Annotated in this window: 16 protein-coding genes; 11 read left to right on the top strand and 5 right to left on the bottom strand. The window is 71.2% G+C overall.

Annotated features, from left to right (window positions below; genetic code table 11):
• Nucleotides 1-238: 238 nt before the first annotated feature.
• The 3 genes from IPH07_26245 to IPH07_26235 all read left to right on the top strand — a co-directional run bounded on the left by IPH07_26245 (nt 239) and on the right by IPH07_26235 (nt 5,837).
• Nucleotides 239-3,439 carry a hypothetical protein gene (locus tag IPH07_26245; protein ID MBK6920924.1) on the top strand — a complete coding sequence of 1,067 codons (3,201 nt, stop codon included), beginning with the start codon at nt 239-241 and terminating at the stop codon, nt 3,437-3,439.
• Nucleotides 3,440-3,566: 127 nt separating this feature from the next.
• Nucleotides 3,567-3,953 (top strand): hypothetical protein, encoded by a 387-nt coding sequence (locus IPH07_26240; GenBank protein ID MBK6920923.1) that lies wholly within the window; start codon nt 3,567-3,569, stop codon nt 3,951-3,953.
• 165 nt (nt 3,954-4,118) lie between these two features.
• Nucleotides 4,119-5,837, top strand: coding sequence for a glycosidase (locus IPH07_26235; GenBank protein MBK6920922.1), 1,719 nt, complete (start codon nt 4,119-4,121; stop codon nt 5,835-5,837).
• An 8-nt stretch (nt 5,838-5,845) separates the two neighbouring features.
• Here the strand turns inward: IPH07_26235 and IPH07_26230 are convergent, their stop codons facing one another.
• The gene (locus IPH07_26230; GenBank protein ID MBK6920921.1) at nt 5,846-8,206 is read right to left on the bottom strand and encodes a glycogen-debranching protein; all 2,361 of its coding nucleotides are present in this window, start codon (nt 8,204-8,206) and stop codon (nt 5,846-5,848) included.
• Nucleotides 8,207-8,290: 84 nt separating this feature from the next.
• Between IPH07_26230 and IPH07_26225 the strand changes: the two genes are divergently transcribed.
• Nucleotides 8,291-8,512: a hypothetical protein gene (locus IPH07_26225; GenBank protein ID MBK6920920.1), complete on the top strand. Its 222-nt coding sequence runs from the start codon at nt 8,291-8,293 to the stop codon at nt 8,510-8,512.
• Nucleotides 8,513-8,792: 280 nt separating this feature from the next.
• Here the strand turns inward: IPH07_26225 and IPH07_26220 are convergent, their stop codons facing one another.
• Both IPH07_26220 and IPH07_26215 read right to left on the bottom strand, forming a co-directional pair.
• Nucleotides 8,793-9,851, bottom strand: coding sequence for a hypothetical protein (locus IPH07_26220; GenBank protein ID MBK6920919.1), 1,059 nt, complete (start codon nt 9,849-9,851; stop codon nt 8,793-8,795).
• Between the two features lie 42 nt (nt 9,852-9,893).
• A complete protein-coding gene (locus IPH07_26215) occupies nt 9,894-10,931 on the bottom strand; it encodes a hypothetical protein (GenBank protein MBK6920918.1) in 1,038 nt (345 codons plus the stop codon).
• Nucleotides 10,932-11,050: 119 nt separating this feature from the next.
• On the opposite strand from IPH07_26215, the gene IPH07_26210 reads away from it, so the two are divergent.
• The 5 genes from IPH07_26210 (at nt 11,051) to IPH07_26190 (ending at nt 19,798) form a co-directional block, all read left to right on the top strand.
• The gene (locus IPH07_26210) at nt 11,051-12,085 is read left to right on the top strand and encodes a pirin family protein (protein ID MBK6920917.1); all 1,035 of its coding nucleotides are present in this window, start codon (nt 11,051-11,053) and stop codon (nt 12,083-12,085) included.
• Between the two features lie 69 nt (nt 12,086-12,154).
• Complete coding sequence (locus tag IPH07_26205; protein ID MBK6920916.1) at nt 12,155-14,656, top strand: glycoside hydrolase family 31 protein; 2,502 nt, start codon at nt 12,155-12,157, stop codon at nt 14,654-14,656.
• Complete coding sequence (locus IPH07_26200; GenBank protein MBK6920915.1) at nt 14,653-17,436, top strand: serine/threonine protein kinase; 2,784 nt, start codon at nt 14,653-14,655, stop codon at nt 17,434-17,436. Before IPH07_26205 ends, IPH07_26200 begins: the two co-directional genes overlap by 4 nt.
• Nucleotides 17,437-17,480: 44 nt before the next feature.
• Complete coding sequence (locus tag IPH07_26195) at nt 17,481-18,209, top strand: peptidylprolyl isomerase (protein ID MBK6920914.1); 729 nt, start codon at nt 17,481-17,483, stop codon at nt 18,207-18,209.
• Nucleotides 18,210-18,313: 104 nt separating this feature from the next.
• Nucleotides 18,314-19,798 (top strand): DUF4215 domain-containing protein, encoded by a 1,485-nt coding sequence (locus IPH07_26190; protein MBK6920913.1) that lies wholly within the window; start codon nt 18,314-18,316, stop codon nt 19,796-19,798.
• Here IPH07_26190 and IPH07_26185 read toward each other — a convergent pair.
• Nucleotides 19,758-19,982, bottom strand: a complete 225-nt coding sequence (locus tag IPH07_26185; protein MBK6920912.1) for a hypothetical protein — start codon at nt 19,980-19,982, stop codon at nt 19,758-19,760. The two genes, IPH07_26190 and IPH07_26185, sit on opposite strands and share 41 nt — an antisense overlap.
• Nucleotides 19,983-20,000: 18 nt before the next feature.
• Nucleotides 20,001-20,786, bottom strand: coding sequence for an enoyl-CoA hydratase (locus IPH07_26180; GenBank protein MBK6920911.1), 786 nt, complete (start codon nt 20,784-20,786; stop codon nt 20,001-20,003).
• A 228-nt stretch (nt 20,787-21,014) separates the two neighbouring features.
• Here IPH07_26180 and IPH07_26175 point away from each other — a divergent pair, with 228 nt between their 5' ends.
• Nucleotides 21,015-21,434 carry a YeeE/YedE family protein gene (locus IPH07_26175; GenBank protein MBK6920910.1) on the top strand — a complete coding sequence of 140 codons (420 nt, stop codon included), beginning with the start codon at nt 21,015-21,017 and terminating at the stop codon, nt 21,432-21,434.
• 17 nt (nt 21,435-21,451) lie between these two features.
• Nucleotides 21,452-21,859, top strand: coding sequence for a YeeE/YedE family protein (locus IPH07_26170; GenBank protein ID MBK6920909.1), 408 nt, complete (start codon nt 21,452-21,454; stop codon nt 21,857-21,859).
• Nucleotides 21,860-21,904 lie beyond the last annotated feature (45 nt).

The following is a 21,904-nucleotide window of genomic DNA, read 5'->3' as shown; positions in this document are numbered from 1 at the left end:
GTTCGCCGGATCTCGATCCGCGCGGCGACTTCGTGGGGAACAATGCCGGCGGTCGCGGTACTGCGGCCCCGACATGCCAATGTTTCACGGTTCTCCGTCACTCGCCCCGAAGCGGTGCCGCCTCGTCGTCAGCGCACTGCTCGCGTCCACGGCCTGCCACAGCGATCCGTTGCCCGACGGACCCGACAGTCCACGGGCAGCAACCCCTCTCGGCGCCGGCGTAGGTCTGCGGATTCCCGTGCTCGAGCCCGTCGCGAGCGTGCAGGCGCCGTGCCCGGCCACCGTCGTGTGCAGCTTCAGCGATGTCGACGGCGACGGCAAAGCCGACCTCGTCCGCCGCGATCCCAGTGGCACGTTCGCAGACCCTGGCACGATCGCCGTCGCCTACGGCAACGGGTGGGGGCTAGCTCCGCCGCGCCTGCTGGCAAATCGCTGTGAACTGGACCACATCTGCATCGTTGCCGATCTCGACGGTGCTCGCGGAGCAGAGCTCGCGCACATCGCTCGGGGCGATGGCAAGGTGAGGGTCGAGCGACTCGCGTCGGTCGGCGAGGACATCGAACTCATCGCGGACCCGTTGGTCACGGCCGGATTCTGCGCCGATGCAGACGCCCGCTGTGCCGCGGCGCCGTGGGACAAGTCGCCTGGCGCCGAGCTAGTGTGGATCGACGAGGCTGCCCGAGTGCACGCCGCCGGACTCGGCGAGAACACCGAGGTCCAACAAGCACCGACGCCCTGCGATCAAGGCGTGCAGTGTCGCCTGGTCGAGCTCGATGGCAGCGTCGGCGCCGAGTGGCTGGCGTGGCAGAATGGCGAGGCGGGCGTCCGCGCGTTCGGGGCCGATGGTGCCTCGAGGTTCTCCGTCGCGGCCGACTGCGGGACCGACCGCTGCGAATTCGCGGATCTCGACGGCGACGGGCGCACCGACATCCTGCAAGCCGATCCCGAAGGCACGCTCGTGTGGTCCTCATCGTACGAATGGGAACTACCCCTGGCGCTGCCCCAGGCCGCGACCTGTGGGACCGAGGACCGTTGCCTATGGGCCGACCTCAACGGCGATCGCTTCGACGATCTCGTGCGCATCACCCCCGACGGCGACGTCCACCTGCACCCGACGCTGGATGCCCGCGGGCGCCTCGAGGCGGCCTCGCTCGCCCTGTCCAGCTTCTCGACCGCGCAGTGGCGCTCGCGCATCGCGGATGCGCAGGCGGAGCTGACCGCCAACCTATCCGCTCTCGGCCCCGACTTCGTCCCCGCGGATACCTCGGCGCTACCGCCGGCTGTGTACCAGGCACGCAGAACCCAGCTGATGGACGCCGTCGCGTCCGCGATCGCGGAGGTACGGGGATCGATCAGCTCCGAGTCGGAGGTGGACGACGACGAAGACGTGCGCCGGATCCAGGAGTACGCGATGTTCGTCGCCGTCGGTCGAACGATCCTGGCAGCTACGCCACTCGGGACCAGCGCGCGAGGCACCGACTGCGCCAATGTCGTGGTCCACGAGTCGACGACCGACGCCAGCTGGCCGCAATCGACCCCGTCGTATCTGTTCGCGTACGCGCGAGCGCTACGCACGACCGACCGGGAGCTGCAGACCCAACAGATGGTCGACGCGCTCACGGCGATTCATGGCGGATTCCGCTGCCTCAATCACGGCGAAATCGCACGCCTCGATGCCGCATGGTCCGACGCAGTACTCGAGACCGCGGCCGATCTCGCCGATGCCGGCCACGAGCAGGCGGTCCGTTGGTTGCTCGACAATGCCCTGCCGATCACGTTGCTGACATTCGACGCGGCCAAGTACTCGACCATTCCGGGCTCCTATCGCCTGCTGCGGGCGCGATTCGATGGCCGTGTGCTCGTTGCGGGCGACGTGCCCGACGAAGGCTTCGACTTCGAACACGCTGCCGACGATCCGGCGTGCGAGTCGTTCGTGTGTCGCAGCTACGACCTGCCTCGGCGCGCGCTGGCGAACGGACGCGGGCTCGTGTTGGATCGGCTCGGAGTGTGGTTGCCCGATCCGATGCGATCCGGGCGACTGCAGCGCGTCGACATCGATCCCTATCACATGCTGCGCGAGCTCCAGGATCTCCGGCAGTTCGGTGAAGGCGACTGTGCCCTGCTCGAGGCGATCGCCGGGGGATTCATGTGCCGCTCGGCCAGGACCTGCGCCGCGGGCTCGACCCCGTTCGATCTGACACCTGGCGCGGCGCCGCCGAATCCTGGCGCGCCCGACAGTCCACTCACCCATCTGCGGACCTCCCGCGCCGATCTTGCCGAGCAGAATGGCTGCGACGGAGGCTCGGGCCGCGACGGCACCGGCGGTGCCGCCGGCGTCGCGATGGCCGGATGCATGGGACCACCGCTGGACGCGCGCCGCGGCAGGTTCTCCGCCGACCCCGAGCTGGACACGATCATGCGGTGCGCGCTCGATGCCACCTCTGCTCCGCGGGACTTGGCGATCGATCTCGGCGACTTCTGCGTGGCCGGTGATGAGCCCGAAGGCGACACCACCGAGAATCCCCCACCGGACGATGCCGACGCCCCCGACGAACCCGAGACCGCCCCCTACACGCCGCCCACCGAGGGCCAGCTCGACGTGTACCAAGATGCGATCGAACGAGTGACACAGACGCTCCGCAACGGCGGGCTCGCACGGCGCATGCTCATCGACGCGATCCGAGACAACCCGCGCTACGCCGGCCTCAGCGAGGAAGAAGTCGGCGAGTTGATCGACGGTGCGGTCGCGGAGGACCTCGCGTACGCGGACTACGGCGTCGTGCCCCGAGGTGCGTTGGGCACGGCCACCCTGTACGAGGCCGGAGACGTGAGATTCGTGCAGATCATCGTCGACGTCTCCAGGGCGTTCGCCGAGGCGGACAAGCTCGGCATCGACCCCGGTGCGTACCTGTCGAGGACGCTGATGCACGAGGCCATCCACGCGTTCTCCTTCCACGCCGAGGAGAAGTTCGGCATCGCGCGCAGCTCGGACGACGATCATCGAATCACCCAGTCCATCGACCTCGGCACCCAGTGCGCCGAGGGTCTTTGCGACTCGAGCTGCGGAATCGGAGACGCCATCGGCAAGCGCTTCACCGCGTGCGTCGAGGGACCGCCCGGTGTGGCACTCGACGACCTCCGTTGCAGCTACGGCCAGGACGTCTGTGACGATCGGGCCCACGGCGCGATGGGCTTCCCGTTGGCCGGCGGCTGCACGCCGAGTTTGCCGGCGAGCCTGCGCAACCCCGAGTGCTTCTTGGTCCAGTGTGCGGTCGACACCGGGCCGGTCGCGCATCTGTGCTGCTCGGCGGGTGCACCGGAGTCGGCACCCGACGGTGTGATCGGGCGGTACATCGGCCCCGGCCCGATGCCACCTCCGCCCGTCGCCGAGGCATTCGTCGGGATCTGGGCGACGCTCGATGCAGTGCCGTTGCCGTGACGTCGTGACCGCGGGAGCCGCGGGCCTGCCGAGCCCGCCCGCCCCCTCTGTCAGGGTAGTTGCAGCCTCCACGCGGCAGCAGGACGGGCCGCAGATCTGACCCCGGGGCGAGACGTGATGAAGAGAGATGAAGGAGTTCTCGGAAACAGTCAGAGCTCGGATGGTGGCGCGCGATGAGACCCCCAACTGCGTCGATCTCATGACCCCCGAGCACAATGGGGGCGACGACGACGACCTGCGGACCAGCGACCTGCAGCTCGGGTCACACGGGCTGATCATGGATCGATGTGACGCCACTGATCCACGCCAGCAGTGGCAGCTCATCGAGCTCGAGAGCGACAAGCCGATCGAATTCGCCGACGTCTGGGGAGGCGACCTCGACACGGGCGAGAACGATACCGTCGGCCGGATCCGTAACGTCTCTACCGGTGAGTACATCGACGTTCCCTACGGCGTGGACTTCGCCACCGCGCCGCAGGTCTACCCGTGCCACACGGGTAAGAACCGGCAGTAGGACATCTACCAGCCGCTTTGGTGCTGCGCCGACACGACCGAACCGTCCCCATCCTCGGCCCCCGGTTCGACCCCGGTCGAGCCTTTGACGTGACTCAGCGCTGAGTTTCGCTCGACGGCCCCGACGACCACACCAGTGCGCCTCGAGGGTGTACCGTGATCCGCGATGACCCGGCTCGCTTGGTGCCTGATGTCGGTCGCTGCGTGCGGCGCCGCGGAGCTCGAGTCGATGCCGGTCGGCACGACATCCGGGGTCGGCGCCTCGACCGACGGTTCGACGTCGCCGACCACCGTGGACGCGACGGCGAGCACGGGCGGCGCAGAGGTCGACTCGGGCGTTGCCTCCGACGCCAGCGGTGACGACGCCACCACCACCGGCGGCGACACGCCCGGACTCGACGCTGCCGAGCAGGTGATCTACCTCGTGATGCCGGATCGATTCGTCGACGGCGAGGCCGACAACGACCTGCTGGGCCCCGAGGGCTGCTTCGATCCCGACGATCCCCGCAAGTTCCACGGCGGTGATCTGCAGGGCATCCGCGACCGGCTCGATCACCTCGAGTCGCTCGGTGTGACGACGCTGTGGATCACGCCGGTGTACGCTCAGTCGCCGGATCGCTGCGGCTACCACGGCTACTGGGCCGACTTCGCCGAACCCGACGACGGCGCGATGCAGCCCACGCTCGGCACGCTCGCGGATCTGCAGGGCCTCGCCGACGATCTCCACGCGTCGGGCCGGTGGCTGGTGCTCGACATGGTCGTCAACCACGCCGGGCCCGGCGCGCGCGTGGTCCAGCAGCGCCCGGAGTGGTTCCACGATCCCGACGGCTGCGCGCAGCTCGGTCCCGCGGAGGTGTTCTGCCCGATCGGCGGCTCACCGCTGCCCGACTTCGCCCAGGAGCTCCCCGAGGTCGCCGACTACCTCGACACGCAGAGCGTCGATTGGATCGAGCGGGTCGCGATCGACGGCGTGCGCATGGACACCGTCAAGCACGTCCCGGTCGAGTACTGGGCCGAGCGGTGGATCCCAGCCGTGCACGGGGCAAAGCCGGACCTGTTCGTCGTCGGCGAGGTGTTCGACACCGGATCGACCGCCAAGCTGGTGCCGTACCTCGACGCCGGCTTCGACTCGCTGTTCAACTTCCCGCTGATGGCGGAGCTCGGCCACGTCTTCGGCGGCGGCGGCTCGGTGAATCCCCTGGCGTCGCGCGTCGCCGAGCAGGTGGACGTGCTCGGGCAAGCCCGGCTGCGCGCGCTCACCAGCTTCGTCGACAACCACGACGTGCCGCGCTTCACCAGCGCCGTCGATGCGGACCCGCAGGAGATCCACCGCCGCCATCTGTTGGCCCTGGGCGCGCTGTTCACCTTGCCCGGGATCCCGATGCTCTACTACGGCGACGAGGTCGGGCTGCTCGGCGCGGGGGACCCCGACAACCGTCGCGACATGCCGAGCTGGGCGTTCACCGAGGACGGCCGCGCGGTCGATCACCCCGACGACGCGCTGCCAGGCGCCGACGTGACCTTCGCGCGGGTGCAGCAACTCATCGCGCTGCGCCGCGAGCACCCAGCGCTCGTGCGCGGCGACTACGTGGAGCTGTGGCGCAAGGGCGGTCAGGCCGCGAACATCTTCGCGTTCGTGCGCACGGACGTGGTCGATCCGATTGTCGTCGCGTTCAACAACGACGATGACGCGGCGGGCCCGGTGGCCATCCGCATCGCAGCCAACGAGGCGCTGTCGGAGGCCGATCTCGCGCTCTTCACCGACGGCACCGAGCTCGTCGAGCTGCTCGGCGCCGGCGGCCCTCGGTCCGTGACGATCACCGAGGGCGAGCTGCGGCTGGCGCTGCCGGGGCGCACGATGGCGGTCTACGCTCGCGCGCGCTGAGGGACGTTTCAGCGCACCGGCAGCTCGAGGGCGACGACGATCGATCGCGCGACGGTGTCGTAGGTGGCCCCCGCGATCGGCGGCTCGTTGCCCGGTGCCGCCACCTCGCCCTGCGCCGTGTCGAGCACGCGCACCCACGCGTGGCCCTGCGCGGGCGCGGGGAGGTGTGCGATCACGGTGCCAGCGGATCCGTTGTAGCCGACGTAGATGGAGCGCGCCGGATCGCCGATGTCGCGACCGTCGATGCGCCACGCGAGAAAATGCCGCGTCGGATCGTCGAGGTAGCCGCCGCCCGCGGCCGTGCCGGCGTCGGTCAGGAATGACCAGCCCGCGGGCGCGCCGTCGATCCACGCGCGGGGCCGCAGGGCCGGGTGATCGCGGCGCAGGTGCAGCACCGCGGCGGTGAACGCCGCGTGCGTCGCTTCATCATCGTCGAGCGACCAATCGAGCCAGTTGGTCGCCGCGTCGAGGTTGTAGGGGTTGTTGTTGCAGCCGATCGTGCGCAGGGCCTCGTCGCCGCCGGTGATCATCGGTGCGCCGGCGGAGGTCGCCAGCAGCACCAGCCCCGTGCGCGCGGCCTGCCGCTGACGCGCCGGATCACCGCCGTGGTCCCAGCTGAGGTTGTCGTCCGAGCCGCCGGATGACGGGCCCAGTGGCCACGGCTGGTCGTTGTCCTTGGCGTTGCACGCGAACAGGTCGTGCAGCGTGAAGCCGTCGTGGGCGACCAGGAAGTTGATGCTCGCCGCGGGGCCACGATCGCCCTCGTCGAAGAGTTGCGGCGACCCGATGATCGTGCGGACGAGCTCGCGCGGGGTGACGTTCGTGACGCCGAGCAGGTTCATGTCGCGGCGCAGCGTGTCGCGGTAGACCCCGTTCCACTCGGCAAAGCCCGTGGGGAAGTTGCCGAGCTGGTACGTGCCCGCGCCGATGCCCCACGGCTCGGCGATGAGATCGACCCCGTCGCCGCCGTCGACCGGCCGCGCCGGGAGCTCGGCGACGGCGCGGCGCAGGATGCCGTCCTCGGCGTCGGGCTCGAACATGAAGCAGTCGCGGTCGCAGCCGTTGCCGAGCACCGACGCGAGATCGAAGCGGAAGCCGTCGACGCCCATCTCGTGGTGCCAGTACGCGAGCGAATCGAGCACGAGGTCGCGGAACATCGGGTTGTCGGCGTTGGTGTTGGCGCCCACGCCGGTGTTGTCGGCGTAGTGCCCCGGATCGGCGTCGATCTCGTAGTAGCCGCGGTTGTCGAGGCCGCGCAGCGAGTACAGCCGGGCGACGTCGGGATCGCCGACCCCGCCCTCGGCGGTGTGGTTGTAGACGACGTCGAGGTAGACCTTGATGTCCCGCTCGTGGAGGGCGGCAACCATGGCCTGGAACTCGCGCGTGGGTCCGCCGGGTGAATCGTCGCAGGCGTAGCGTCGCTCGGGCGCGAAGAAGCCGAGCGTCGAGTAGCCCCAGTAGTTGTCGCCGTCGGTCCCCTCGGCGACGTCGTTGGTGCTGTTCGGGGTCTCGTGCACCGGCAGCAACTCGATTGCGGTGACGCCGAGGGTCGCGAGGTAGTCGGCCTTCGCGGCGACGCCCGCATAGGTGCCGCGGCACGCCTCGGGCACGCTGGGATCGGCACGGGTGAAGCCGCGGACGTGGACCTCGTAGATCGTGTCGTCAGCCAGCGCGCGCGTGGGCCGGGGCCCGAGCTCGACGGCGCGCTGCGGCGCCAGCACGTGCACCGACTTGGGCGCGGACGGGCCGCTGTCGAGCGCGCGGAACTCGGGGCCCGTGCGATAGACCCCCGCGTCGCCGAACGTCGGCGTGATCGGATCGTGGCTGAGCTCGCGGGCCCGCGGGTCGACCAGCAGCTTGTTGGGATTGAAGCGGTTGCCCTCGTCGTCGACGTCGGCGACGAACCCCGCCTCCGAGCCTGGGAGCCAGCGCGGATCCTCGGGCCAGTTGGGGCCCCACGCGCGCAGGCCGTAGTAGAGCACGTCGCCGACGCCGGCCGCGACGAGATCGTCGGGGTCGAGCGTGGTGCGGAACGCATCGCCCTCGCCGTGCTCGAGCGTGCGGACCAGGACCTCGGCCGCGTCGGTCGGCGCGGCATAGACGTACACGTCGATGCGAGTCGCTCGCTGCGAGTGGATCACGATCTCGACGGGCGCGACCGGCACGCCCAGGTCGGCGCCAGTGTCCGTGGTGTCGTCGCCGGCGCCCGAGCTCGACCCGGTGGCCGAGGTGTCCGGCGCGGTGATCGTGATCGTCGCAGCGCTCGAGTCTGCGCCGCCCGAGCTGCCGGCGTCCTGCTGCGCGGGCCCGCCGTCGCCGCACGCGGTGAGGGCGAGGGCGAGCAGCCACGGTCGCGACGGTGCCAGCATCTTCCCATCGTAACTCTCTTATGAGTGACGCTCAAGGTCGCACGCGCCGCGCCGCGCGCCGCCACGCATGCTACGCTCCAGGTCGTGAGCACATTCGAAGAGCGTCGGCGGGCGCGGCAGAGCTGGCCGATCCGCACATTCTCGCTCGGCGAGGAGCCGCTCGTGGACGAACGCGATCCGAGCACCGCCGACGAACGGCTGGCCCTCGTCTGGGCGCTCACGCGCGAGCAGTGGCTGCTGGCTGGGCTGTCGTTCCCCGAGTACTCGCGCGCCGAGATGCCGGGTCGGGTGCTGCGACCGACATGACGGAGTCCGCACCCGACGACTTCGTCGACTTCCTGCGGCGTCAGCTTCGACGACGCGGTCCACGATGCGCTCGTTGGTGCCATCGGTGGCGTGGCGGTGCGCTGCATCGGTCTCGAGGCGATGCTGAGGAACAAGCTCGCGGCTGGTCGCGCCAAGGATCTCGCCGATGCGGAGGTCCTGCGACGGCTCCGAGACCGGCGCGGTTGACGAAGCCGCAGCTGTCACGGGCTCGCGTGGCACGTCGCGGCGAGCACGACTTCCGATCGACGTGCTTGCGCGCTCAGAAGCGCATCGCGAGGCCGGCTCCGCCGCCGCGCTTCACGTACATCGGGCCTGCGGTCATCTGGGCCGAGCCGCGGCGCTTGGCGATGAACGGCGGCAGCAGCAGCAGCACACCGACCCCCGCGAGCGCGCCCGAGACCCCGAGCACCGCCTTGCCGCGCTTCTTCTTGGTCTCGTCCTTGTTGGCCATCAGCGCGCCGCCGATGGCCATGCCGATCGCGCCGTAGACCACCAGCAAGCCACCGGTGAGGATGAACTTCTTCCGGTCGGCGTCGGACATGCGGCTCGAGCCCGCCGACGGTGCCGCGGTGTTGTACTGCTTCTTGCGCAGCGAGCGGGCGCCCAGGAGCAGCATGATGCCGAGCGCCGCGACGCCGCCCGAGGCCGCCGAGCCGATGATCGCGACCTTGTCGCCGCGCTCACCCTTCTCGATCAGCCCGGCGCGCTCGCCGTTGGGATCGATCGGCGAGGTGTTCTCGAACTCCATCCCCTCGAGCTCGTCCTTGGCCTGCTTCGACATGACCAGTCCCGCGGTCATCGTGCTGAGCCCGGCGACCACGCCGACCAACGTCAAGGTGCCGCCGGCGATGCCGAGCGCGCTGGCCCGCTTGGCCACGCGGCCAGGGTCGTTCTCTCGCTTGAACTTCTTGGCCTGGCCGTCGAACGTGTAGTTGATGTCGTAGTCGTTCGGCAGCGAGCGCAGCACCACCTGGTACTCGTCGTTGGGATCGACGTCGGCGGGCGGCGGTGTGGTGGTCGTGGTGGTCGTCGCGTCGGCGGGGCAGCCGTTGGGCGTGGCCGCGGCGACGTCGGGGCAGGCGTCCTGCGCGTCGGGGACACCGTCGTAGTCGCGATCGGTGACGACCGGCGGCTGGGCCTGGGGCGGGCAGCCACCGTTGGTTGGGGCGCCATAGGTGTCGGGGCACTGATCGACGTCGTCGGCGACGCCATCGACGTCGCGATCGGGCACCGAGGGCTGCTGCATCGCGCGGGCGTGCACGGGCGTGAGCGCGAGCGCGAGGGTGATGACGCCCGTCAGGGCGGCGCGCAGGAACATGCGCGGCGATGGTAGCAGGTCGCGTGGGGGCATCGGCGGTGCCTACGGCTCGATCAGGAGGTAGCCCTCGGTCTTGGTCCAACGCCGCGTGGGGATCGACGCGAGTCGTCCCGGCAGTTCGTCGAAGTACTTCGCGACGGTGGCCGCGTCGAGGTTGCCCGGCGGGGGCTTGAACATGTCGAAATCGCCCCGCTCGGCGAACGCGTAGAGCACGAACTTGTCGCGTGACGGGGTGTCGAGCAGGGGCAGCGAGGCCTGCAGGGTCAGCTCGACGTTGCCGCCGGCGTTGACGATCGGCGTGGGTTGGCGGCCGTTGGGGAGCAGCAGGCCGGTCTTGCCGGCCTCGCTGACGAAGCCGATCACCAGATAGACCTGTCGTGCGGCCAGCACCCGCACCGTGAAGACCTCGCCGTGCCGCACCGACTCGGGCAGCAGCACCAGCTCGACGCGCAGATCGCTGGTGCCGCCCTGGTCGCGCACCACGAACGCCCATGCCTGTGGATCGGTCCACTCGAGCCCCCGCTCGACGGTGCGCCACTTGCCCGCGCCCGCACCGACCGGCACGCCCTTGGCCTTCACGTGGGCCTCGACCTTGGCCTCCTCGGCGGCCCGGATCTCGCGCTTGCCGGTGCCGACCTTGACCGCGCCGACGACCATGCCGGTGCAGCCGCGCAGATCACCCTCGAGCACCTCGAGGTTCGCGATGTCGGCGTCGATGCGCATGGTCTTGCCGTAGCGCGCGGTGAGATCGCCGATCGGCGTGTTGCCGGTGCCGATGTGCGCGACCTTGCCGATGTCCTGCTGGTACGTGCGGTGCCATCGCTCGGGCACACGCTTCACGGTGACCTCGCAGCCGGGCGGGCGCTCGTCGGAGAGCACGAAGCCACCCTTGTCGTCGGGTGTGACGGTGCGCCCCAGCAGCTCCTCGGGGTTGCCCCGTGGCGTGAGCAGCAGGTGCTCGTCGGCGTCGAGCTCCGGCGGCTCCGACGCGTGATCGGGGCGGCACGCAGCGAGCGCGGCCACGCACGCGAGGCCGACGGTGAGGACGCGACGGGGCGAGGGACGAAGCGGCGCAGTCACGGACGAGGGCGAGGATAGCCGCGGGCGCCGCGGTTGTCGTCGATGGCCATGGTGCCCTGCGGGCAGCCTCGCGCGGCCACGCGCGCTACAGTTGGGGCCAATTCCCGTTCGAGGACCCCATGACCGCCGCGATTCTCCAGAGCGCACCGCTGGGCTTCCCCTGGCCCTGCGTCGATCCGTTCCTCTTCTGCGTGCATCACCTCGATGCCTATCCGCGCGGCGACGGGGCGATGGCGCCTGCGGCCTCGCTCGCGGGTCGCAACCTCGGCATGGACTTCGAGGTCAAGGACGGCTGGCGCATGTACCACGGCCAGCGTGTGCCCGGCTTCCCCCAGCACCCTCACCGCGGCTTCGAGACCGTCACGATCGTGCGCCGCGGCTTCGTCGATCACTCCGACTCGCTGGGTGCGGCCGCGCGCTTCGGTGGTGGTGACGCGCAGTGGTTGACCGCCGGCGCCGGCATCGTGCACGCGGAGATGTTCCCGCTGTTGCGCACCGAGCAGGACAATCCGCTCGAGCTGTTCCAGATCTGGCTGAACCTCGCGGCCACCGACAAGCTCGCGCCGCCCCACTTCGCGATGCTGTGGTCCGAGGACATCCCGGTGGTGACCCACCGCGATGACGACGGCCGCGCGACCACGATCACGGTGGTCGCGGGGCGGCTCGACCAGGCCCGTCCGCCTGCACCGCCGCCGCGCTCGTGGGCCGCGCGTGCGGACAGCGACGTCGCGATCTGGACCGTGCGCATGGATGCCGGCGCGCACTGGACGTTGCCTGCGGCGCCCGGCACCACGCGCACGCTCTACTTCTTCGTCGGCGACGGCGTGCGCGTCGACGGCGAGCTGCAGTCGCAGCACCGCGTGCTGCTGCTCGATGCCGAACGCGAGGTCCCGCTGGTGGCTGGCGATGCGGCGGTCGAGCTGCTGCTCCTGCAGGGGCGCCCGATCGGCGAGCCGGTCGCGCAGCAGGGCCCGTTCGTCATGAACACCCGCGAGGAGATCCAGCAGGCCTTCGCGGACTACCGTCGCACGCAGTTCGGCGGCTGGCCGTGGCCCAGCGACGACCCGGTGCACGAAGGTGATCGCGGCCGCTTCGCGCGGCATGTTGACGGCACCATCGAGCAACGGCCACCCCAGACGCCCCACGAGCCGTGAGCGAGCGCCCGCGGGCCGCGGGGGTGGCGGTGTCCCCAAAAGCGCGCGGGCTTCCGCTACGCTCCGGTGGTGGCATCGGTGCGCAGGATCGGCGTCGCAGCCGTGTTGCTGCTCGCGGGCGTCGGGGGCTGTCGGCACGGGGCGGCCGACACCGCGGCGAGCGACAGCGGCGGTAGCACCAGCGGCGGCGAGCCGCAGGGGCCCGCGGTGTATCGCCTTGCGTTCGACGAAGACACCGGCGAGACCGCGCTGCTGCGCGACGACGTGGTGCTGCTGCGGCTGCCGTCGGATGCGTTCGCGCTCGGGGTCACCGACGCGATCGACGACGACGCCAGCTACGATCCGATGGCCGAGCTCCCGCTCGAGTTCATCGTGCCCAGCACGGTGAGTGTCGCCGAGGGCGGCGTGCTCACGCTCGCGCTGGCGTACCCAGGTGGCACCACCGCGACCGTGCGCTTCGAGGAACTCGCACCCGGGCGCTTCGGCGCGACCTGGACCCCGACCGGCGGCGACGCGAAGGTCGGTGGCTACCGACTCGGCGTGCGTTGCGATCCCGCCGAGCACTTCTACGGGCTCGGTGAGGTCTTCGATCACCCCGAGCACCGCGGCCGCACCCGCGCGATGCAGCTCGAGGCCGACCTGCGCTACGAGGGCGGCAGCAATGAGATCCACGTGCCGGTGCCGCTGCTCGTCGGCACCCGCGGGTGGGGCCTGTTCGTGCGCGACGATCATCCCGGTCGCTTCGACGTCGCCACGCAGGAGCACGACCTCGTGCAGGTCACCTACGGCATGGGCCCGCACGGCGGGCAGGGGCTGCAGTTCGCGCTGTACGGTGCCGAGCATCCGCTCGACGTCACCGCGCACTACTGGGCGCAGACCGGCGCACCCGCACGCCCGGCCCCGTGGGCGCTGGGACCGTGGCTGTGGCGCAACGAGAACACCGACGCTGCGCAGGTGATCGCCGACGCGCAGACGCTGCGTGACCTCGATCTGCCCCACACCGCGCTGTGGATCGATCGCCCCTATGCGACCGGCGTCAACACCTTCGACTTCGAGGCCACGCGCTTCGCCGATCCCGCCGGCATGATCGCTGCGCTGCACGACCTCGGCCTGCGGGTTGCGCTGTGGCACACGCCGTACGTCAGCGACATGGACGAGCCCGCGACCGCGCTGCACGACGAGGCCACCGCGGCGGGCTACTTCCCGCCGGTGGTCGGGCTGTTGCTCAACAAGTGGGGCGCGGCACCCCTCGACTTCACCAACCCCGACGCGTTCGCGTGGTGGGCCGAGCTGCTCGGTGGCTACACTGCGCTCGGCATCGAGGGCTACAAGCTCGACTACGGCGAAGACGTCATGAGCGGCATCGGGCCCGGCCGGATCGCGTGGTCGTTCGCCGACGGCAGCGACGAGCGGACGATGCACGGGCGCTACCACACCGGCTACCACGCGCCCTATGCCGCGGCGCTGCCCGCCGACGGCGGCTTCATCCTCGCGCGGGCCGGTACGTGGGGCGAGCAGACCCAAGCCAGCGTGATCTGGCCGGGTGACCTCGACGCCGATCTCTCGCGCTTCGGTGACGATCGCGACGGCAAGCTCGCGGTCGGGGGCCTGCCGGCGGCGGTCGCCGCGGGGCTTTCGCTGTCACCCTCGGGCTTCCCGTTGTTCGCGTCCGACACCGGCGGCTACCGCCACGGCCCGCCGACCAAGGAGACCTTCACGCGGTGGTTCCAGCACACCGCGTTGACGCCGGTGATGCAGATCGGCACCGGCTCGAGCAACGTCGCATGGGAGTTCGCCGGCACCGACTTCGACGACGAGATGCTCGGCTGGTACCGCGATTTCACCCGGCTGCACCTGCGGCTGTTCCCCTATCTGTGGACGGCGGTGCAGCAGCTCGACGACGAGCACGCCCGCCCGATCGTGCGCCCGCTGGGCCTGGCGTACCCCGAGCTCGGGGTGCACCCCGGCGACGAATACCTGCTGGGCGACGATCTCTTGGTGGCGCCGGTGGTCGAGCCCGGCGCCAGCTCGCGCACGGTCACGTTCCCGGCCGGTCGCTGGATCGGGTGGTTCGACGGCGTGGTCGTCGACGCTGGCATCGACGGCAGCACGATCGAGATCGACGCGCCGTTGTCGACGCTGCCGCTGTGGCTGCGCGACGGTGGTGCGGTGGCGTTGCTGCGGCCGACCATCGATGCGATCGCCCCGACCGGTCAGCCGACGCGCGTCGACAGCCTCGACGGCGACGCCGGTGTGCTCTACCCACGCATCGCGGCCGGGCGCAGCGGTGGCGCGACGCTGTGGGACGGCGCCGCGCTGACATTCGATGTCGACGATACCGCCACCACGCTGCGCTGGCAGGACGGCGAGGTGTTCTCGCGCGGCGCGGTGGTCGAAGTGCTGGCCGCGGCCGCGCCCGCCGGCGTGACGCTCGACGGCGCCGAGCTGTCGGCGGTCGCCGATGCCGGAGCGTTGGCGACCACGCCGGGCTGGCTGCACCTCGACGATCGCGGCGGCACGCTGTGGCTCGGCGTGCCGGCCGGGACCCACGAGGTGGTCGTGACGTGGTGAGCGACCCCGCGGTGCGGCTGCAGCCCGGCGATCGGGTGGGGCGCTACGTCATCGGGCGCGTGGTCGGGCAGGGCGCGACCGGGGTCGTGTACGCAGGGTTCGATCCCGATCTCGATCGTGCGGTCGCGATCAAGCTCCTGCACCCGCGTGCGGGCAGCAGCTCGCGCTTGCTTCGCGAGGCGCAGGCGGTGGCTCGACTCGCGCATCGCAACGTCGTGACGATCCACGACGTCGGCGTGGTCGATCGCCAGCCGTTCCTCGCGATGGAGCTGATCGAGGGCGAGACCCTCGAGCGTTGGCTGGCCCGCGCGCACTCCTGGCGCGAGGTGCTCGCGGTGCTGCGCGACGCCGGTCTCGGGCTCGCGGCGGCCCACGACGCTGGCATCGTGCACGGCGACTTCAAGCCCGACAACGTGCTCATCACCCCGTCGGGTCGCGTGGTGGTGACCGACTTCGGGCTCGCACGTCGCGATGGCGACCTCGCGGGTGACACCGGTGGCGACGACGTCCGCTCGCCGTCGTTCCCGATGCCGCTCGAGGCGACCCAAGAGGGCGGCTTCGAGGGCACGCCCGCCTACGCCGCGCCGGAGCTGCACGAAGGCGCGCGCAGCGATGCGCTCGCCGATCAGTTCAGCTTCTGCGTGGCGCTGTTCGAGGGGCTGTTCGGGGCGCGGCCGTTCCAGGGCGACAGCGTCGAGTTGCTCGCGGAGCAGACCGCGGCGGGGGCGGTGACGCCGATCGCGGGCGCGGCTGCGGTCCCGCGACGGCTGCGTCGAGCGGTGCTGCGTGGGCTGTCGCCCCGCCCGCAGGATCGTTGGCCGAGCATGCACGCGCTGCTCACCGCACTCGAGCCCCGCCGTCGCGCACCGTTGTTGTTGGCCGCGGCCTCGACGGCCGCGCTCGCCGGCGTGGTGGTGTTCGCCGCCGCGTCGGGCCAGCCGCCGCGTCGGAGCAGCTACTGTGCCGGCGTCGCCGATCGCCTGGGCGCCGTGTGGAACGACGAGACCGTGCGACGGCTGGAGGCCGAGTTCTCGGCCACGCGTGCACCGTCGGCCGCGGACGCGTGGGCGGCGGTGCGCGAGCGCTTCGATGGTTTTGCGCAGGCCTGGCTGTCGACCACCGCCGATGCCTGCGCGGCGCAGGAGCGCGGCGATGTGCCGAGCGCCGTGATCGCGCTGCGCATGGGCTGTCTCGAGCGACAGTTCGAGCGGCTCGAGGGCCTCGTCGGTGCGTTCGCCGACGTCGATGCCGAGGGCGTGCGCCGTGCCACCGACACCGTCGCCCACCTACCGCGGCCGGAGGTGTGCATCGACGACCTGCAGCTGGGGCGGGGCGCGGCCGCGCGGGCGACCGTCGAGCCCGCGATCCAGGCCGAGCTCGACGCGATGGTGGCCCGCATCGAGCTGTTGCGGGACACCGCGCACTATCCCGAGTCCGAAGCCCTCGCGCGCACGCTGCTCGAGCGCGCCCACGAGGTCGACGATCGCTGGACGGTCGCCGAGGCGCTGCTCGAGCTCGCCATCATCAAGCAGTGGCGCGCCGAGCCCGACGCCGAGCAGGCCCAACACGATGCGCTGAGCGCCGCGCTCGCGGTCGAGCACCACCGCGTGGCGGCGATGGCCATCATCGGCGTGCTCGAGCTGTGGGAGCCGGACACCGTCGGCGGCATCACGCGCGCGCAGCAGTGGGAGCAGCACTGTCGCGCCATGTTGTCGGCGATGGGCGGGGCCCCGACGCTGGAGATCCAGCTGCGGGTGGCGATGGGCAACATCCGGCTGCGCATGGCCCACTACGACGAGGCCAAGCTCGAGTTCGAGCGGGCAATCGAGCTGCTCCCCGAAGGCGTCGACGTCGTGTTGGTGGCGGGGGCGGAGGCCAACCTCGGCTCGATCGAGGCCGCGCACGGCCGCTTCGCCGAGGCGCTCGCGTACTTTCGCAACAGCCGCGATCACCTCGAGCGTCGCTACGGCCCGCGGCACCCCAACGTCGCGGGCGCCTCGATCAACGTCGGCAGCGCGCTGGGGGAGCTCGGTGATCTCGAGGGCGCGCACGCCGAGCACCTGCGCGCGCTCGAGATCTACGAGCAGAACTTCGGCGCCGACACCCCGGCCGCCGCGCCGGCGCTGCGGATGCTGGCGTGGAACGGCCTGGTCCGCCTCCACCACGACGAGGCGCTGGGATTCGCCGAACGCGCCCTGGCGATCGCCCGACGCGACGCGGGTGACACCGAGAGTCTCGCGCGGAGCTTGTCGATGCTGTCGTCGATCCAGCTCGAGCGCGGGCGATTGATCGAGGCCCGGGCGGCTGCCGACGAGGCGCTCGAGATCGGCACCCGCGCGCTCGGCGAGGCGCATCCAATGGTCGCCCAGCTGCTGCTCGAGAGCGGGCTCGTCGCGCTGCAGCGGGGCGCCCGCGACGAGGCCCGCGACAAGCTCACCCGCTCGATCGCGCTGCGTGAGCGCGAGTTCGGGCGCGTCGACGCCGAGGTCGGTCGCGCGCTCACGGGTTTGGTCGAGCTCGAGCTGCTCGAGCACCATGGTGCCGCGGCGATCGCGATGGCCCGCGAGGTGCGGGCGATCGGACAGTCGCCGGCGATCGAGAGCGAGAACGTGCGCGCCGAGGGGGCCTACCTGCTGGCCCGTGCGCTTCGGGCCTCGGGCAATCGTGCCGAGCGGGCCGAGATCCCCGCGCTGGTCGCGGAGGCCCGCGAGGTCTATGCCGCGAGCCCGGAGTGGGGGCGGCGGCTGGCGGAGATCGACGCGTGGGCGCAGCAGCGGTGAGCCCTCGCCGGCATCGGGGCCGTGCTAGCGTGCGGCGGATGGCGATGGCGCGATGGCTCACGGTGGCGGTGTTCGTGCTCGCCTGCGGCGGGAATCAGGGCGACGGCAGCGGTGGGGGCACCGACGCGAGCACCGGCGGCGCGAGTGCGAGCGGGACCGGGGGCGACAGCTCGGACGCGAGCACCAGCGTCGCTGCGACCACCGGCCAGACGGCAGACAGCGGCGCCGAGAGCTCGGGTGACACCGCGGCCGACAGCGGCACCACCGCGGGCGCGCCCACGCGGGTGGTCTTCGAGACCACCGCCGGCACGATCGTCTTCGAGCTCGACGAGGTCGCCGCGCCGATCACGAGCGCCAACTTCCTCGCCTACGTCGACGCTGGCTTCTTCGACGGCGCCGATGGTCAGGATCCGACGATCTTCCACCGCGTGGTGCCGGGGTTCGTGATCCAGGGCGGCGGCCTGACCGAGACCTTGGTGAGCAAGCCGACCATGCCGGCGATCGTCAACGAGTCGGGCAACGGCCTGACCAACGTGCGCGGCGCGATTTCGATGGCGCGCACGGACGATCCCGACAGCGCGACCTCGCAGTTCTTCGTCAACCTGGTCGACAACGCCTTCCTCGACACCCCGCCCGGCTATGCCGTCTTCGGCCGTGTGGTCGAGGGGCTCGAGGTCGTCGACGCCATCGCGGCGGTGCCGACCGAGACGATGGGGCCCTACGAGGGCGTACCCGTGGATCCCATCGTCGTCACGGCCGCGACGCGCGAGTAGCTCGGGCGCGATCCGCCAGCCGCGGCGGCTTGCCGCAGGCGAGGGCGATGCGCGTGCACCTGCTACCGTCGGGGCGCGGCAGTCGCCGCGTCCCGAGCTTACCCATGAAGACACGAAGTCGGTTCCCGATCACCGGTGCTGTGCTGCTCCTGCCGCTGTGGCTTGCGTTTGCCGCGGAGGCAGGTGCCGCGAACCCGACGTACTACGACTCGCTGGTCAACTTCCAGGCCGACATCCAGTTCTCGGTCACCGACGACTACGCGAACCCCGGCTACGGCGTCATCAACTCGGATGCGGTGATGAGCTCGGTGCTCGGCGAGACCGACTACATGTCGACCGGGTTCATGAACCTGAACATCGTCGGCGGCGCGACCTACTGCGCCGGCTGCAACGGATCGTTCCAGCTGTCGTTCCTGACGACTTCGGTCGGCACCGACGAGGGTGTCGTCGGCGCGGGTCTGAGCGTGCTCTCGCACGATCTGATGAACCCGTACTACGCGTACATCACCTTCGGCGACGGCGATGTCCAAGAGGTGCAGCTGCCGGCGGGGGGCAGCTTCTGGGGCGTCACCGCGCCAGAGCGCATCCAGAGCATCCACTTCGGCCTCACCGGTGGCGCGGCAACCACCGGCGGCTACTTCCAGATCGACGATCTGATCGTCGGCGACGGCATGGACCTGACGCCGTGCGGCGATGGCATCACGACGCCCGACGAGAACTGCGACGACGCCGGTGAGACCGCGCTCTGCGACGCCAACTGCACCTTCGCGAGCTGCGGCGACGACACCCTCAACGTCACTGCGGGTGAGGAGTGCGACGACGGCCCGGCCTCGATCACCTGCAACGCCGATTGCACGCTGTCGGTGTGCGGCGACGGCGTGGTCAACGCGGTCGCCGGCGAGACCTGCGACGAGATGGGCGAGACCCCGACGTGCAACGCCGACTGCACCGCGCCGATGTGTGGCGACGGCGTGCCGAACACGCTCGCCGGTGAAGAGTGCGACGACGGCGTGACCTCGCCGGATTGCGACGCCGACTGCACCCTGCCGGTGTGCGGCGACGGCTACGAGAACAACGTCGCGGGTGAGTACTGCGACGACGGCAACAACCTCGACGGCGACGGCTGCAGTGCGATCTGCGAGAACGAGCCGCCGCCGGCGACGACCGGCGCAGAGTCGAGCAGCGGTGGCTCGAGCAGCGGCGATTCGGGCGGCTCGAGCAGCGGTGTGGCCGACGACAGCACCGGCGGCATCGCGACCACCGACGACGGTGGTTCGAGCAGTGGCTCCGGCGACGGCGGCAGTGCGAGCGCGAGCGCCAGCGGTGGCGACACGACCGGCGGGGCGGAGGCGGGCGGCAGCACCGGCGGGGCCGACGAGGGCTCGAGCTCGGGTGCGCCGATGGGCGACGGCGGTTCCGGCTGCAGCTGTCGCGCCGACGCCCCGGGTGGGGGACGCGGATCGCTGGCGTGGCTCGTGCTCGGGTTCGCCGCGCTGCGCCGTCGCACCGGCGGTCGCGGCGGGCGGAGCATCCCGCAAGCACGTTGGGTCAGCGCTTGCCGGCGGGCGCCTCGACCACGCGGAACGTGACGCGGACCTTGCCGCGTCCGAGCTCGCGCCGCGCGTGCATGGCCAGGCGTTGGCCGTGATCGCGGGCGTGTGCCTCGCGGAATTCGGCGATCCTGCGGTCGAGCTCGCGGTCGTCGGCGAACGCGAAGTCCTGGTGCACCAGCTGCGGCTCCGACTTGCCGCCGTTGGACTTGGGCTTGGGCATGGACGGTCCCTCTTGGGCTCAGTCGAAGCGCGAGAAGTCGGGCTTGCGCTTGCCGAAGAAGGCCGACATCGCCTCGGCGGCCTCGGGCGAGCGCAGGCGCTCGAAGAACGCCTCGGCCTCGGCGGCCATGCACGCCGTCAGCGTCTCGCGACCACCTTCGCGGAGCAGTCGCTTCGTCAGGCGGATCGAGGCCGGCGGCAGGGCGGCCAGTGCATGCGCGCGTGACTGCACGTAGTCGTGCAGCTGCGCCGGCTCGAGCACGCGGTTCACCAGCCCCAGCGCGAGCGCGGTGGCGGCGTCGAACGGCTCGCCGAACAGCAGCAGCTCCGACGCGCGGGCGTGGCCGACCAGCTGGGGCAGCAGCACGCTCGAGCCCGCCTCGGGCGAGAGTCCCAGCGGCACGAACGGCAGCTGCAGTCGCGCGTCGCTGGCGGCGTAGACCAGATCGCAGTGCAGCAGCAGCGTCGTGCCGACGCCGATCGCGACCCCCGAGACCGCGGCCACGAGTGGCTTGGGAAAGCTCCCCAGCAGGCCGAGAAACCGCCCCACCGGCGAGTCCGCGCTGGTCGGGGGTCGCTGCATGAAGTCCGCGAGGTCGTTGCCGGCGGTGAAGCAGCCGTCGGCGCCGCGCAGCACCACGACGCGGATCTGCGGGTCGTCGACGGCTCGCTGCAGCGCGGCGTTCATCGCGTCGTACATCGCCAGCGTCAGCGCGTTCTTCTTCTTCACGCGATCGAGGCGGATGGTCAGCACCCGCTGGTCGAGCGTCACGGCAACGTCGGAGGTCTCGCTGGTCTCGGTCATCGGCGCCGGCGAGTCTACGATGATCGCGACGGCGCGCGGACGGCCCACGCACGCCGGCCGCCGCCGCACGCGTGCAGCTCGCTGGCCTGCTTCGCAGCGCCGGCGGCGGGGCGGGACGAAATGCAGCGGACGTTTCGCCGTGTTTCAGCGACGGCCTCGGATCGCCCGAGACCACGGGCGCATCGCGTTGGCACGGGACCTGCTCGAGCGGCTGCGTTCTCGCTCTCCATGCACGACGCGTTCTTCGCCCTCCTCGGTGGCGTGCTCATCGGCACCGCCGCATCCATCCTCCTGCTCAGCCACGGTCGCATCGCCGGTGTCAGCGGCATCCTCGCGGGGCTGCTGTTCGTCCGCGACCCCGACACGCGCTGTCGCGCTGGCTTCATCGCGGGGCTGCTCGCGGTCGGGCTCGCGCTCGCGGTGTTCGGCGTCGAGGCCGTCGTCGCGCCGGACGCCTCGCCGGTCGTCGTCGCGATCGCCGGCGTGCTGGTCGGCTTCGGCAGCCGGCTCGGCAACGGCTGCACCAGTGGCCATGCCGTCTGCGGGGTCTCGCGACTGTCGCCGCGCTCGCTGGTGGCGACGGCGACCTTCCTTGCTGCCGGCGTGCTCACGGTCGCAACGGTGCGGCTGCTCGGGGGCGCGACGTGAAGGCCCCGGCACTCGCCATGCTCGCAGGGGTTCTGTTCGCGGCCGGTCTCGTGCTCGCGGGCATGACCGACCCGCGCAACGTCATCGGCTTCCTCGACGTCGGTGGCGACTGGCGGCCCAACCTCGCGCTCGTGATGCTCGGTGCGATCGCGGTGCACTCCCTGGCGCACCGCGTGATCGTCCGACGCGGGTCGCCGCTGCTGCGCGATGTCTTCCACCTCCCGACCGCGCGGGAGCTCGACCGCGGGTTGCTGCTCGGTGCCGCGCTGTTCGGCATCGGTTGGGGGCTCGCCGGCGTGTGCCCTGGGCCCGCCCTCGTGGTGCTGGGCTCGGGCGGTTCTGCGGTCGTGTTCGTGGTCGCGTTGGTGGTCGGCATGGTCCTGCACGACCGCACGGGCCTCGGCGCTCGACTCCGCGGTCGGTGACGACCGCTTGCGCGACGCCCGCGGGCGCGGGTGCGAGCGCGGATG

Source organism: Deltaproteobacteria bacterium (assembly GCA_016709225.1).
Classification (GTDB): Bacteria; Myxococcota_A; Polyangia; order Nannocystales; family Nannocystaceae; genus Xiheibacterium; species Xiheibacterium phototrophicum.
The sequence above is the reverse complement of the archived record's forward strand: the minus strand, read 5'-3'. Positions and strand labels throughout refer to the sequence as shown.

Bases quoted from the DNA above. Each gene is read 5' to 3' on its own strand.
- IPH07_26240 (MBK6920923.1), top strand. From the start codon at position 3,567: ATGAAGGAGTTCTCGGAAACAGTCAGAGCTCGGATGGTGGCGCGCGAT.
- IPH07_26235 (MBK6920922.1), top strand. From the start codon at position 4,119: ATGACCCGGCTCGCTTGGTGCCTGATGTCGGTCGCTGCGTGCGGCGCC.
- IPH07_26230 (MBK6920921.1), bottom strand. From the start codon at position 8,206: ATGCTGGCACCGTCGCGACCGTGGCTGCTCGCCCTCGCCCTCACCGCG.
- IPH07_26220 (MBK6920919.1), bottom strand. From the start codon at position 9,851: ATGTTCCTGCGCGCCGCCCTGACGGGCGTCATCACCCTCGCGCTCGCG.
- IPH07_26210 (MBK6920917.1), top strand. From the start codon at position 11,051: ATGACCGCCGCGATTCTCCAGAGCGCACCGCTGGGCTTCCCCTGGCCC.
- IPH07_26195 (MBK6920914.1), top strand. From the start codon at position 17,481: ATGGCGCGATGGCTCACGGTGGCGGTGTTCGTGCTCGCCTGCGGCGGG.
- IPH07_26190 (MBK6920913.1), top strand. From the start codon at position 18,314: ATGAAGACACGAAGTCGGTTCCCGATCACCGGTGCTGTGCTGCTCCTG.
- IPH07_26185 (MBK6920912.1), bottom strand. From the start codon at position 19,982: ATGCCCAAGCCCAAGTCCAACGGCGGCAAGTCGGAGCCGCAGCTGGTG.
- IPH07_26180 (MBK6920911.1), bottom strand. From the start codon at position 20,786: ATGACCGAGACCAGCGAGACCTCCGACGTTGCCGTGACGCTCGACCAG.
- IPH07_26175 (MBK6920910.1), top strand. From the start codon at position 21,015: ATGCACGACGCGTTCTTCGCCCTCCTCGGTGGCGTGCTCATCGGCACC.
- IPH07_26170 (MBK6920909.1), top strand. From the start codon at position 21,452: ATGCTCGCAGGGGTTCTGTTCGCGGCCGGTCTCGTGCTCGCGGGCATG.